12 protein-coding genes are annotated in these 15,128 nt (G+C 24.1%); 1 reads left to right on the forward strand and 11 read right to left on the reverse strand.

The annotated features are described in order from the left end of the window. Positions 1-19: 19 nt before the first annotated feature. Entirely contained in the window at positions 20-439 is a 420-nt protein-coding gene (gene rpsL, locus STURON_RS05355) for a 30S ribosomal protein S12 (RefSeq protein ID WP_075048841.1), read from the reverse strand. A gap of 116 nt (positions 440-555) precedes the next feature. Next, on the reverse strand, positions 556-1,317 hold the full coding sequence (locus tag STURON_RS05360; RefSeq protein WP_075048842.1) for a hypothetical protein: 762 nt from the start codon (positions 1,315-1,317) through the stop codon (positions 556-558). Positions 1,318-1,419: 102 nt separating this feature from the next. Between STURON_RS05360 and STURON_RS05365 the strand changes: the two genes are divergently transcribed. After that, positions 1,420-2,547: a hypothetical protein gene (locus tag STURON_RS05365; RefSeq protein WP_075048843.1), complete on the forward strand. Its 1,128-nt coding sequence runs from the start codon at positions 1,420-1,422 to the stop codon at positions 2,545-2,547. A gap of 21 nt (positions 2,548-2,568) precedes the next feature. Here STURON_RS05365 and STURON_RS05370 read toward each other — a convergent pair whose 3' ends face one another. The 9 genes from STURON_RS05370 to rpmE form a co-directional block, all read right to left on the reverse strand. Beyond that, complete coding sequence (locus STURON_RS05370) at positions 2,569-2,754, reverse strand: hypothetical protein (RefSeq protein WP_075048844.1); 186 nt, start codon at positions 2,752-2,754, stop codon at positions 2,569-2,571. Positions 2,755-2,844: 90 nt separating this feature from the next. Next, positions 2,845-7,971, reverse strand: a complete 5,127-nt coding sequence (locus STURON_RS05375; RefSeq protein WP_075048845.1) for a YybS family protein — start codon at positions 7,969-7,971, stop codon at positions 2,845-2,847. 88 nt (positions 7,972-8,059) lie between these two features. After that, positions 8,060-9,352 (reverse strand): hypothetical protein, encoded by a 1,293-nt coding sequence (locus STURON_RS05380; RefSeq protein ID WP_075048846.1) that lies wholly within the window; start codon positions 9,350-9,352, stop codon positions 8,060-8,062. A 1-nt stretch (position 9,353) separates the two neighbouring features. Next, positions 9,354-10,169, reverse strand: a complete 816-nt coding sequence (gene prmC / locus STURON_RS05385) for a peptide chain release factor N(5)-glutamine methyltransferase (RefSeq protein ID WP_082236214.1) — start codon at positions 10,167-10,169, stop codon at positions 9,354-9,356. Next, positions 10,156-11,247 carry a peptide chain release factor 1 gene (gene prfA, locus STURON_RS05390; RefSeq protein WP_075048848.1) on the reverse strand — a complete coding sequence of 364 codons (1,092 nt, stop codon included), beginning with the start codon at positions 11,245-11,247 and terminating at the stop codon, positions 10,156-10,158. Before prfA ends, prmC begins: the two co-directional genes overlap by 14 nt. Positions 11,248-11,255: 8 nt before the next feature. Further along, positions 11,256-11,858: a thymidine kinase gene (locus STURON_RS05395; RefSeq protein ID WP_075048849.1), complete on the reverse strand. Its 603-nt coding sequence runs from the start codon at positions 11,856-11,858 to the stop codon at positions 11,256-11,258. Further along, positions 11,851-12,798: a DHH family phosphoesterase gene (locus STURON_RS05400; RefSeq protein WP_075048850.1), complete on the reverse strand. Its 948-nt coding sequence runs from the start codon at positions 12,796-12,798 to the stop codon at positions 11,851-11,853. The genes STURON_RS05395 and STURON_RS05400 overlap by 8 nt, the downstream gene beginning before the upstream one ends. 9 nt (positions 12,799-12,807) lie before the next feature. Further along, positions 12,808-14,655 (reverse strand): hypothetical protein, encoded by a 1,848-nt coding sequence (locus STURON_RS05405; RefSeq protein ID WP_075048851.1) that lies wholly within the window; start codon positions 14,653-14,655, stop codon positions 12,808-12,810. 103 nt (positions 14,656-14,758) lie between these two features. Then, complete coding sequence (gene rpmE, locus STURON_RS05410; protein ID WP_075048852.1) at positions 14,759-15,046, reverse strand: 50S ribosomal protein L31; 288 nt, start codon at positions 15,044-15,046, stop codon at positions 14,759-14,761. Positions 15,047-15,128 lie beyond the last annotated feature (82 nt).

Genomic DNA, 15,128 nt, shown 5'->3' on the forward strand with positions numbered 1-15,128 from the left:
TGTTTTATCTCCTTTCTAATTATTTTTTATCTTTAGGTCTTTTAGCACCATAAAGAGAACGACTTTGCATTCTTTTATTTACACCTGTAGTATCAAGTGTACCTCTTATTATATGGTAACGAACCCCGGGTAAATCTTTAACTCTACCACCACGTATTAGAACAACACTATGTTCTTGTAAATTATGTCCTTCACCAGGTATATAAGCAGTAACTTCCATACCGTTTGTTAGTCTAACCCTTGCATATTTTCTTAAAGCAGAGTTAGGTTTTTTAGGTGTCATAGTTGCAACCCTTGTACAAACACCTCTTTTTTGAGGAGAAGATACTTTAGTCACTTTTTTTAGTAAAGTATTAACACCTCTATTAAGAGCTGGAGCTTTAGTTTTAAAAGTTTTAGCTTTTCTTGGTTTTCTAACTAATTGATTAATTGTAGCCATTAGGTTTCCTCCTTTCCACAATACCGAGTGTTTAATATTACACAAAAGTAATTATACATTATTATTTTAAAAAATAAAAAAAATTATTTAAATTTTGTTATAAAAATAAGCTATAACTAATTATATAAATTTATATTTGGTAACATTTTATCAAATGCTTGTTTGTTCATAAGACCCTCATTAAGTGGATATGTTAAAACTAATTCAAGTAATAATACTATAAGATAATAAGTTTCTAAATATTGCATAAATAAGTCAAATCTTTTAACACTTAATTCATCTTCTTTAGTTTTTGCTAGTTTGTTTTGAAGCTGATTATAATTATCAATAAAAGTCATCATATTTTCTAATAACATTGATACTGCTAACATTGAATCTAATTCTGTTACTTTAATAATTCAAATGTTAAAATTTTTAAAAACTTCTTGATTATCTTGGTCTAGTCCTAACTCATTATATTTAAAATTGAGTTCACTAAATTTAACTCCTATTGCCTGGACTGATGTAGTAATTAGAGTATCTATGCCTTCTTTAGTAGAAATAGATTTAGTTTCTAGTTCACTAGATTTTAAATTAGTATCAAGTGATAACATTACTACAATTGCATTTTTTATAATCGATAATAAGTGATTAATAATTATTAATTCATCTTTATTATTATTTAATGGTTGTCAATCTTTAAATGATTTATGTATAGTTTCACCTAAATTTTCTAAATTACTCATTGATTTCAAATCAATATTATCTTCTAAAAATTCTAATACATTCTTTGGTATTGCAAAATGATCTCTTATATTATTTTTCATGTTTTGATAAACTTTATCTACTCTTGCAATCATTATTTTTTCATAATTTAAATTATTTGTTAATTTTTGCATTTAAAATTACTCCTTTTATTGTATGTTTAATATTATCTCATAGTTTTTAATACAATTAAAATAGATAAGATTGATATAATATACTTAATATAAGAGGTTGTTATGTGAGGCGAAAGTAATACAAGGAATTTTATAGATTGAGCAGATATTTGTCAATCAAGTTCATTAAGAAGTAGATCAATTAAAAGCTTAAGTAGTTTTGATTATAAAGCAAACTTAAATTCAGAAACAACAAGAAATGCAATGCATGAAGTTTTAGAATTCATTAAACAAAATAAAACAATGAGTATTCAACATTTTTATAATACAGCACCTGCTATTTATGCTTCAAATCCAACAACTAAATATATATTATTACAATTATACTTTGAAGATTGTATCAAGTTAAAGGGTGAAATTGATAATACTAATTATAAAGAAAAAAATTATTCTATGGCATTTTCTAAAAATTTAGAAAAAAAACAACAAGTATTAAAAAATAATAATGTTAAACAAAAATCTAATATAGAACAAATGATTGATAATAATTGATTTGCAACAGGTAGAAAGCTTGTTTTTGAAAAGAAAGATAAGAATGTCAGTCGTGAATATAATATAAGTTTAAAAAATAATAATGTTAAAACAACTAATATGGAAGCTGTTAAGCCAATAATTGATGTTAGAAATACAATCAAAAAAGAAGAAAGAATTAATAATACAGTAATTGCAAATAATGTAAATAAACCTGAAATAACAGAAGAATCTAAACCATCATTAAAATATATAAGTATTCCTAAACCTACTGTTGAAGATATAAAACCCAATATAAACTCTAGTCTAAACTTAACAAAAAAACCAGAGACTGTTAAAAATAATTTTGAAGAAGAAAGTAAAATATTTGCAGGTCTAAATTCTTATGAACTATATTTTTTATACTTCTTTTATAAAGATTTAATTAATAGAAATATAGACAAGTCAAAAGAAACATTAAGTCTTGTTGAAATTATTCAAATTAGAGCTGACATTCAATATACAAAAGAAGGAAGAGATAAAAATGCATTGTTAAAGTTCACTACAATAACCTTGTGTTTTTTAATAATAGGTTTTATTTTTATACCATTAGTTTTTCACAACAAGCAAAAAAAACTTGCATATAAAGATTATTATAATCAAGTTAAAATCAGCTCGTTTTCTGATGTTAATAAATCATTAAATATTAAGTACCCGAACATTGTGAAAAAAATATATTAAAAAAATACGCATTGCGTATTTTTAACTATTTTTTGAAATTTTCAACATTTTCATTTCACTTTTTATTTTTTTTCTTTGGTTAAGATTATTTTTATAATGAATTTTTGCTTGTTTTATATTTTCTTTTGATTCTTTTATTTTTGTTTCAATATCTTGTCTTTTATCTTGTATTTGTTGTTTACGTTCTTTATATTCTTCTTTAGTCATAATTGCTCCTAACTGTTATTATAAAAAAAATAAAAGTTGAACTTTTAATTTTTATATTACTATTTAATTTTATCATAAATATATATTTAATTAATGATTTCTTTTTTTGTTGTACTCATATTTTTTAAGCAATACGTTGTGTTCTCTTTTAGAGTTTTTTGATACTTCCATTTCTTTATATAATAAATCTAACTTATTCATTATAATATCTAACTCTTGTTTATAGTCATTTGATTTTTTTTCTTGATTTAAATTATTTAATGCTTTTTCAATACTACTTATTCTTGATTCAATAGAATCAATTTTCTTTAATGTTTTATTACTTTCATTAATAACATTGTTATCATCTATTTCTAAATCAAGAATATTTTTAAGATCTGCTTCTAAAGCAATGTTTTGTGCATCTTTTTTTAAATCTAATATTACATTGTCATCATTGTATTCAATCACACTATCGTTACTATGATTAAATTTATTTTCTTTGTTAAGTTTGAAAAGTTTAAAATCATCAAACAATTCATTAATATTTGATTCATTGTCATTTGTAGTGCTTGATAAATTATTTATACTTTCATCAATTGCACGAGCCATTTTTTCTTTAATGAATTGTTCACCAAGTGCATTTGTACTTGGTGCAGAAGAATCAATTCTAGTTTCAGGTCTTTTAAAAACATTTTGATTTGTTATTTCTAAATCATTAAAAATGTTTGGAGTTGAAATTGTTTGATCAATTCTTGTTTCAGGTCTTTTAAAAGTTGTTGGCTCTGGCTTTTGTATAAGTTTTTCTTCTTGATTATATTTATCATATGCATTAGAAGTTTTAATTTTGAAATTATCAAACAATTCATTAATATTTGATTCATTGTCTTTTGTAGTGCTTGATAAATTATTTATACTTTCATCAATTGCACGAGCCATTTTTTCTTTAATAAATTGTTCACCAAGTGCATTTGTACTTGGTGCAGAAGAATCAATTCTTGTTTCAGGTCTTTTAAAAACATTTTGATTTGTTATTTCTAAATCATTAAAAATGTTTGGAGTTGAAATTGTTTGATCAATTCTTGTTTCAGGTCTTTTAAAAGTTGTTGGTTCTGGCTTTTGTATAAGTTTTTCTTCTTGATTATATTTATCATATGCATTAGAACCATATACTTCATAATCTTTAAAGATATTATTTAATTCTGTTTCTTTTTCATCTCTTGATTCAATTAAAACATCTAAATCCATATTAATCGCACGAGCCATTTTTTCTTTAATGAATTGTTCACCAAGTGCATTTGTACTTGGTGCAGAAGAATCAATTCTTGTTTCAGGTCTTTTAAAAACATTTTGATTTGTTATTTCTAAATCATTAAAAATGTTTGGAGTTGAAATTGTTTGATCAATTCTTGTTTCAGGTCTTTTAAAAGTTGTTGGCTCTGGCTTTTGTATAAGTTTTTCTTCTTGGTTATATTTATCATATGCATTAGAATCATATACTTCATAATCTTTAAAGATATTATTTAATTCTGTTTCTTTTTCATCTCTTGATTCAATTAAAACATCTAAATCCATATTAATTGCACGAGCCATTTTTTCTTTAATGAATTGTTCACCAAGTGCATTTGTACTTGGTGCAGAAGAATCAATTCTAGTTTCAGGTCTTTTAAAAACATTTTGATTTGTTATTTCTAAATCATTAAAAATGTTTGGAGTTGAAATTGTTTGATCAATTCTTGTTTCAGGTCTTTTAAAAGTTGTTGGCTCTGGCTTTTGTATAAGTTTTTCTTCTTGGTTATATTTATCATATGCATTAGAATCATATACTTCATAATCTTTAAAGATATTATTTAATTCAGTTTCTTTTTCATCTCTTGATTCAATTAAAACATCTAAATCCATATTAATTGCACGAGTCATTTTTTCTTTAATGAATTGTTCACCAAGTGCATTTGTACTTGGTGCAGAAGAATCAATTCTTGTTTCAGGTCTTTTAAAAACATTTTCATCAACAGGTCTTAAATAATTATTAGAGTCTTCATTTTGTTCGCTAACTAATGTATCTAAAATACCATGTTGGTCATAACTTGAAGTACTTAAAATATCGTTTTTATGAAGTTTATCTTCTGTTAATTTTAAATCAGATAAATCCATATTTATAGCTCTAGATAATTTTTCTTTTAAAAACTCTTCACCAAGACTGTTTTGATTACCATACCCATATTCAGGGTATGCACTTTCAAAATCGTCCATTTCTTCTGTAGTAAAAGTCTCAATATTTAAATTTTCTTTAGCTTGCTCATTATTAAAGTTATCATCTTTGTAATCATCCTCCAAAGTTGTTTCAACTTCAATGTCTTCAATTAATTCAAATATAGAGTTTTCGTCATTTATTGTTGAACTCATCATACTATCTTGATAAATATATTCAACAAAAAAACTGTTAGGTATTTCAAGTTGTGATGCTAAATCATTAATTTTTTTTGCTTTATAATTGAAACTATTAATTAATTTATCAATTACATTTTGTTTAGTATTTTCTTTAGAAGAGATTATCTGATTTCGAAGTTCTATTAAAGAGTTTCTTTGTTTTTTTCATCTTTGATGTTTTTTTCTATATTTAATATCCAATTTGTGTTCATCACTTGGCAACGCATCTTTATCAATGTTTTTTATCAGACCATTTCTGTTTTTTTCTTGGTTTGATTCTATTTTTTTTAAAGTCACGTTGCCATTTTGCTTTCCCTCTTTAGCAACCTCTCTTTCAAACTTTTTCTCTTCTCGATTGATTGATATCAAGTTTCTTTCTTCTGCATAGTTGTTCAAAGCATCATTATCAAATAAAACAAACTCTAATATTACAAGTCCAAATACTAATGATCCAGCAACTATTAATAAAATAGTTTGACTAATTAACATAAAAGCTACTACTAAAAGCAATAAATAAGCTTTTACAAATGGTTTTGATATCTTTTGTTTTTTTCTTAATCTAGATAGTTCAATGCTAGCAACTATTATTAATGTTAATGCTATAAAAATTAATACTCCAAGCATTATAAATGCTCCTAATTCTTTATTAGCCATATTTGTAGCATTAACTAAAAAACTACTATCATTACCTGCAACACTTGAATAAGGGTGTCCAGACAATAAATTATAAATCTTCATTAAAATTGCAACTTTTGCAATCATTGTCAAAAGCAACGACAATGTTAAATAAGCAATTAATACAACTGATGAAGTTATAACTATTGATCAAGCACTTATTATTAAAAATGCAAACATACTTACCTCCTTTTTATTTAAATTCTCTCAATTACTACCTTGGATAGTAAAGAGATTATTTCCTTCTTGTTCTTGTTTTTTCGAATATAAGTTTTCACTTATACTTATTTGTTGGTTACCAACTTCCATGCTTCGATCAAATAAATTATAATTTTTATCATTATTTTTACTTATTGATGAGTCGGCCAATATTTCTGTTCTGAAGATTGGTCCTTCAGTTTTTTGTTTTGATTCCCATTCTTCTTTTTTATTAATTTTATCAAGTTCAATTTGTTGTTTTTCTAATACTCTACCAACATCAATTCTCATCTTACTATTTAGAATGCTAGATACTTTGTTTGATGCATCTGAATTAGCACTTAACAATGATGTTTTGTTGTTAAAGCTGTTAGGTGGCTCATTTTGATTTGGAAAATTAAATGAGTTTAAATTAGTATTTTGGTTACCCATAAAACTTGGTTGTTGAGTTACCAAACTTTGATTGGGTAGACTTATATCTTTATTTAAATTGAGTTCGGTTGCGTTTGTAGTGGAGCTACTTGGGGGTAGACTTGATAAAGTGTTTATAACAGATTTTAAAGAGGAGTCATTATCTAAAAAGTCATTGTTTAGTCTTGTAAAATTTAATACTTCTTCATTAACTTCTTTAAAACTTTTTTCTTGGCTTAAAACATTATTGTCCAATTTTTTATTTAGATTATTTTTTTCAACCATTTTTATAATTATATCTACATATTCAAAAATATATTCTTTTGAAAATTCTTTATAAAAATCAGAGTCAGTCATAAAGGTTAGATTTAGGTTAGGTATTTTTACAACTATCTTATTAAAAAACTCAATAAATGATTTTTTAAGATTTATATCTATTGGTATGAAGTTATCAACAAATACTGAAATTCTATTTGTAAAATTATATGATTCAAATAAATTTTTAAACTCAGAAACAATTAAATCTACTGGATCATCAACCACAAAGACCTCATCCATAATATCTTCAAAATCATCAACTAATTCAATTTGTCCTCAACTAGTACCTTTTAACATTAAATCAACTCGTTCTCATAATTCTCTTCTATCTTCAAGATCTATTTGAATAGGTAATTTAGATATTAATTGTTTTAAAAAGAATCTGTACGGTCTTCTGTACTTTGATATCTCAGAAACATCAATGAAGATACTATATAAATTAGATATATTTGTTTTTATATATTTTAAAACTCTTCTATTATTTTTTTTATCAACAGGGATCATTAATAATTTATTATCAAGATTTTCATTATTAAAATACTCTTTATATTCATCTAATTTTAAGAACGTGCAGTCTTCTTCGATTTCATTTAAATAATTATCTTTAGTTGAATGTTCAAAACTTGTATAAATAGGTTCTTTTATTGATTCTTTTATATCTTCAATAGGTAATATACTTTCATTAATAGTTGATAGAGGACTTTTTAAATTTTTAAAAATATCATTTTCTACTACTAAATCTTTTTCATTATTAATACTAATATTGTTATTTATATTGTATGTTTCTTTAAATTTAGAAGTAGTATCTTTGTTATCTAAGCTATTATTTTGAAAATTATTAGCATCTTTTATTTCATCATTAACTAATTGATTCTCAAAAGGAAAATTATAACTATTATTCATGATTTGCTGTGTATTAGTAGATTGCAAATCATTGAATTTGTTATATGAGTTTGAATTAGAATCAGATCATGATGGTTGTTGACTTGAATAATTATCACTCAAACCTGGGAAAGGTGGAACAGAAACCTTGTTATTATCATCTAACATTGTTTTGATGAAAGAAGGTATTACATCTTTGTTATCTACAAAACCCATCTGAGCTCCTAAACGTATATATTTTTCTTTTTCTTTTTGTTTTTCTGCTTCTTTTTTTACTTCATCTTCTTTTTGTTTTTTCATTCTTTCAAATGGATTAATATACATAGAAACACCTCCTTATTACATTGATAATTATACCATAAAATTAATAAAAAAGTTATAAATCTATTGTAATTGTTAATCTACTTTGCTATTATATATTGTCAATTTTGGTTGAAACAAAACTTATTTTGTAGTTTTTTATAAGTTTTGTACCAATAATTACATAAGATGTTATAAATAAACTAAAAGTTATTATTGCATGAGAAACATACTTAATTCCATATAAAAAGAAATCTTTTATTGTTCCATCAGAGTTTATGAATGAACTTCCAAGTTTCTTATAAAGATACTCATTTGTGTTTATGAAATGACTTAAATTGTTTTCATTTCAATAATTATAAATTTCATTTAGTTTGTGCATTGAATATGTATTTACACTAATCAAAAATATAACCTCGATAAATAAAATAATAAATTGAGTTATTAAAAATTTATAATTAATTTCTTCTTTTTTAAAATAAATAACACCTAATACACAAATAGTTGCTATCATAAATCCAGAAGTTATGATAGGTAAGTTTTTAATTGCAAACTGAGAATAGTTTTGAGATAGATCACTTTTATTGATTAGTTCTAGTCCGCTAAATGTTCAGTTTAACATTGAGTTTAAAGAGTTATTATGTATAGAAATTGTTATTACATAAATAAAATGAGGTATGAAAACAGCTAGGGCAGATAAAATTATTCAAAGTGAGATGTTTTTTTTACTATTTAAAGATAAACTGCTTAATATTGTTGAAAATTTTTCTTGACCAAAAACTTTTTTAATATGGCTAGTATTAAGTTTTTTCTTTTCTAATGAATTACTAAAGAAAGAAAAGTATATTATTGTTATCGTTACCTTAACTAAACAAAGTCACCATGTCATTGTATCAGTTGCTCAACCATATATAGTCTTTTCATTATAATTATTCTTTAATTTTTCTATAACATTTTCTAAAACAGGGTTTGCATTATCTATATTTGAATTTGAAACATAACTATACATTTGAAAAAATTTTGAGTAGTTGTATTCACTTACTGATGTTATTAAAAAACTCATTATAATTAATGAACCTAAACCAACTATAACTGTATGTTTCATTTTATTCAGCTTAGTTTTATTCAATAATTTATCTAAGAATAAAATAAAAATAATTGAAATAATATAAATTGAAGTACCAAATCAAGCACTTATCATGATTAAGTTATAAGTTGGTAAAGAGAGATTAATAAAGTAATTTTGAAGAGTTTCATAATTATTTTTATAAATATCAAATGAGTTATTTAAATACAAAATAATTATAAATAGTACTTGTGGAATTACTAATAAAGTAAAAACAAATGCCATTTTTAAAATGGAGCTTCTTTTTACTTTATTACTTGTATCGAATGTATTTATCATACTAAACCTTCTTTAAAATAAAATATCTTCATAAATTAGAATAGTCTTTCTTAAATTCTATTTTATATTTTACTCTCTTTAAATTAAAAATGCCCTCTAGCTTTTGTTTTTGTTCAAAACCAAATTCACATAATATTATTAAATCTTTATTTAAATTAAAGAGTTTTTCTAGGTTATTATAAAGAACTTTATAAAAAAATAAACCATTATCTTTTGCAAAAAGAGCCGTTTTAGGCTCGTTTTTTTTGACTAAAATATCTAAATTTTTATCTCTTTTATCGATATATGGTGGGTTGATTATTATAAAATCAGGTTTCAAATTTTTTTCAAATATAAAGTTTATAAAATTAGACTTGTAAACTTTGGCTTTAGCATTTAAAAGTTTTATATTTTTCTTTGTAACATTTAGAGCTTTTTTGCTAATATCAGACATAAATAAATTAATATTATTGTTTTCTAAATAAATACTTAGTCCTATGCAACCTGTTCCACAACATATGTCGAAAACATTTTTATTTTGAAGGTTATATTGTAATACTTCTTCAACTAAAAGTTCTGTCTCTGGTCTTGGTATTAAAGTATTTTTATTAACAATAAAATTGTTTTTATAAAAAAACTTTCTATTAGTAATATATTCTAATAATTGTCCTTTTTTTAATTTCTTAAATATTTTTCTTATTTCTTTTATCTCATTTTTTGTAACGATATCGTCATCAAAAAAAACATCTTTATACAAAACATGTTTAATAATATTTTTTATTTGTTTTTTATCAAAATCTTTTGAATAAAATTCAACAACTTCCTTAATTATCTTCATTGATTTGTTCAGCTATTAATTCTTTCTGATGATTTTTTATTAAACCGTCAATAATTTCTTCTAAATTACCTTCCATAACCTGATCTAACTTACTTAATGTTAAATTAATTCGATGGTCTGTTATTCTGTTCTGCGGATAATTATAAGTTCTTATTTTTTCACTTCTTGCTCCTGTACCTACTGCACTTTTTCTTTGACTTGCTTCTTGTTCTTGTTTTTTTTGAAGCTCATACTCATAAATTCTAGCCCTTAACATTGTCATAGCTTTGTCTTTATTATCGTGTTGACTTCTTCCATCTTGAGATGAGGCAACTATTCCGGTCGGAATATGTGTAACTCTTACAGCAGAATCAGTTGTATTAACATGTTGACCACCAGCTCCAGAAGACCTATAAGTATCAATTCTAAGATCTGATAGTTTAATATCTACTTCCAAATCTGAAACTTCTGGTAAGACAGCAACAGTAGCTGTAGAAGTTTGAATTCTTCCTTTGGACTCTGTTTTTGGAACTCTTTGTACTCTATGGCTTCCAGATTCAAACTTCATTTTTGAGTATACATTATCACCTTTCACCATAAATGAAATTTGGCTAAATCCTCCTGCTGTTGATTCGCTCTCTTCTAAAACTTCAACTTTTCAATTGTTTTTTTCGGCATATCTTGTATATAGTCTAAATAAATCTCCTGCAAAAATGTTAGCTTCATCACCACCTGCTGCACCTCTAATTTCAAATACAACATTTTTATCATCATTAGGGTCTTTTGGTAAAAGTAACAATTCTATGTTTTTTTCTAAGGTTTCAATTTTTTCTTCTAAGTCTTGTAACTCACTTTTAGCAAGTTGTTTAAGTTCAGCATCTTTTTCATTTTTTAACATATAGTTTGCTTCATCTAAGTCGCTTTTTATTTTTTTATATTCTAAATATTCATTATATATGCTTTCTAAACTAGATCTTTCTTTATTTAATTCTGTTAGTAACTTAATGTCTGATAAATTTGCTTCATCTTGTAACTTAGAATCAATCATATTTACTCTTTTTTCAATAACATTAAGTGCTTCTAATGTCTTTGCGTTCATATTATCTCCTACCTTGGTTCCTCAAAACAATGTCTACATCTTGATTCATATTTTTCGTTTGCTGCAATAAATATTAAGGGACTATCAAGAGAAGCTGGTTTACCATCAATTATTCTTTGAGTTCTTGTTCCATTACCACCACATTTATGACAAATAGATGTTAATTTATCAATATACTCAGCATTAACAAGTAGTTTGTCAACGTTTTTAAATGGTCTATTTCTAAAATCTTTATCTAAACCACTTGCAATAACTATAATTCCTTTATTTGCAAAATTATCTAATACATTAACGATGTTTTCATCAAGAAATTGTACTTCATCAATTCCAATTACATCAATATTTTTATTTTTATTTTTTTCATTAAAAACTTTTATTAGTTCTTCACTATTTTGAATTGGAATTGCGTCAATGTTCATTCTAGAATGTGAATAAATTTCTTTTTGACCATACCTATCATCTATTGCTGGTTTAAAAACAATAATATTTTGATTTGCATATTGATATCTTCTTAATCTTTTTATAAACTCTTCTGTTTTGCCTGCAAACATACAACCTGTAATTAATTCAATTCATCCTTTTTTGTTTTTTAAATTTAATATATTACTCATCTACTTTATCCTCTTTAAATAATTTATCCAACTCTTTGTTTAAAAGTTTTAACTCTTTTCAACTTTGCAATGTTAAACCTGAAGCAAGGATATGTCCACCCCCACCAAATTTTTCTGCTACTTTATTTACATTGTGTTTTCTACTTCTTAATGAGACCTTAATTTTTTTTGATGAGTTAGACTCGTAAGCTATGTATCAAACTTCTATTTCTTTAATATTAAGAAAAATAGATAAAGAAGATTTTACTTCAAACTCTGTTAAATTTTTATTTTTGAAGTCTTTCTTTTTTATTTTCAAATATGCAACTTTTTCATTTTTTAACTGTTTTATTTTGCTAAAACATTTACTATTTCATCTAGCTTGGTGTATACTTTTTAAATACAAACTTTCATAAACAGTTGTTATTTCTGTAAATACTTCTGATAAAATCATAGCCGCTTTAAAACTTTTTGAATTTGTATTTTTATACAAGAATCTTGCAGAGTCGGTTATTAAACCATAGAACAAATATCTTGCAGCTTTTTTATCTATTATTAAGCTATTATCATATGCTCATAATGTAATAACTTGAGTACAAGCTATTGCGTTATCTTCAACAAGCTTAAACTGAGTGAAATTATCAACTTCTATATGGTGATCTATTTTATATATTGTTTTTATATGTTCTAACCTATCAAAATCTATTCTATCATAATTAGCAACATCAACAGTAATAAATAAGCATTTTTCAAGAATTTCCTCATTCAATATTGCTTCGTCTTTTTCTCTACAATCGCTTTCCATATCTCATCCAACAATATAAACATTTTTCGATGGAAAATTGGTTTTGATGATTGATTTCAAACCATATGCTGAACCATGTGTATCTCAATCTGGACTTTTATGTTTTGCAATCACAATATGATCAAAATCTTTTATAAATTGTATTAGATCTTTCATTATACCTTTCTATATAACTTTAAATATTGCATCTTCAGTTACATAAACACTTATTTTTTGTTTAGCTTTATAATTTAAATCTGAATAAAAGTAAAGTTTGACTTGTTTATCGTCTGAAACAAAATATTTAACTTTTTCATCAGAGAATAATTTGTTATCTTTAATATATCCTTTTATTTCAAAAAGATTGTTTTTAGTTTCTTTTTTACTACTGCTTAATTTTAAGGGGTCTAGAATTATATATCCTTTAGCATTAAATGATAAGGAGTTACTTTTAATTTTATTATTTAATATGATAACTTTATCTTTTACTCTTTCATATTGTATTTTATTATTATTGTAGAAAATTTCAGAAGCATGGCTGTTTCAATTATTTTTTATAAAATCAGAAAAAGATAGTTTTAATATTTTAGATTTATTTATAAGATAGAATTCTTTATTTAAACACGCAACATTTTGAATTTGGGTATCTAAAAATATAAACTTATAATTATTATCTAATTTATATAAATTATTTAAAACATGAAATAATTCTCTGGTTTCATTTAAAGATAACTTTTCCAGTACTTTATAAAATATTAAGTTATATTTTTTTAGAAAGATTGATTTTAAAATTAAATATCAAATATTTATTACACCATTCCACTTAATAGAAAATAAATCTAGTTTTAAATCTAGTTTTTCACATAAATCGTTTATGTAATTTTTAGATTGTTCTGACATTGTATTAATTTTTGATTTCAAAGCTTTTAATTCTGTTTTAAATAAACTTGTTTTTTTATAACTTATATCTTTTTTTAAGATTTGTTTGTGGAACCCATGGATTACTTCCACAATTTTTCCTCTTAGTGTTGTAGATTCATCAGTTAAACCATCAAAAAACATTTTTTCTTGTTTAATAACAAACTCTGATCTTTGGTCATTGGAAGCCTGCCTTCAACCAAAATAAACGTCAAGATTTTTTAACTTTTTATTTATTTTATTCAACTTAATCATTTCAAAGTTGATTTGTTTTTTCAGACTTAATATTATATTTTTATTTTTTAAGATTTTATTCCTAATGTGACTAATCTTAACATCAATAATTTTTAATTGTTTTCTAACTACATAATTAACTTGATTAAAGTTTAAATGCTTTGCAAGTTTTTTAGTTGATTTATCTTTTGATTTTTTAGCTATATACTCACATTTACAAAGAGATGTTAACTCCATAAAATTATAAACTTTATCTCATAAACTTTGTAAAAAAGTCTCTAACAACTCGTAATTTAGTGTTTTATCGATTAAAAAATAATAATCTTTAACTATAATCTTAATGTGTTCTTCGAGAGTTTCATTTTTTTCTTCCAAGTTTTTATTATTAAAATTGATTTGCTGATTTAGGAAGTCTTGTAACCATTGTTCTTCAATCTCAATAGAACTATTAATAAATGTGAGAATCATTTTTTCAACTTTTTTTCTCATATTCAAATCTTCAGTTATATTGTATGATGTTGAATAAGATAAATAATCATATTTATCATTTAAATAATTAATTTTAGCATTGTTATAAAACTCTTTATTAAGTAATAAATATGTTGATAACCAAAATTTTTCTGGTCATTTTCTAAGGTTTTTGCTCATAGAAATTACATCTACATGCTGTTTAGTTCAATCTTTATTAACTTTATCATAACCATCTATTTTGAAATAACCTGATTTAACTAAATATTTTCCAGTTAATATAGTTTTAAAACTTTTCAAATCTTCTGAGTTATTTGAAATAACACTAGTAAATATGTCTTCTGTCTCAAAAGTAACTTCATTTGGAACTACTTTTTTATTAATGAACGTTGCTTTTTTAAGTTTTAAACTCATTTCTACCACCTAAACCTAATTATATTATGCTTTTTAAAATAGTACTATTTAAATAAAATAAAAAAGTACAACACTAATGTAATCATACTTTTTTAATTATATACTATTTTTTTTCTTTTGCTTTTTTAGCATTTTCAGCTTTTTGACTTTCAGAAGCTTTTTTCATTTCTGCTTGAACTGCGTCTTTTTTAGCAAACTTTTCTTTAAACTTCTCTACACGTCCTTCAGCATTTGCAAAATTTTGCTTTCCAGTATAGAAAGGGTGACAATTTGAACAAGTATCTACTCTTACTTCTGATCCTTTTGTTGAACCAGATAGAAATTCGTTACTACATGATGTACAAATAAATTTTGCTTCTTGATAATTTGGATGTATTCCTTGCTTTGGCATTCTTTCACCGTCCTTTAAAATATAGATACAAAATTAATAATATCATATATTTTAAATAAAGATATCATCAATTATTATTTTT

It is taken from the genome of Spiroplasma turonicum (genome assembly GCF_001262715.1).
Classification (GTDB): domain Bacteria; phylum Bacillota_I; class Bacilli_A; order Mycoplasmatales; family Mycoplasmataceae; genus Spiroplasma_A; species Spiroplasma_A turonicum.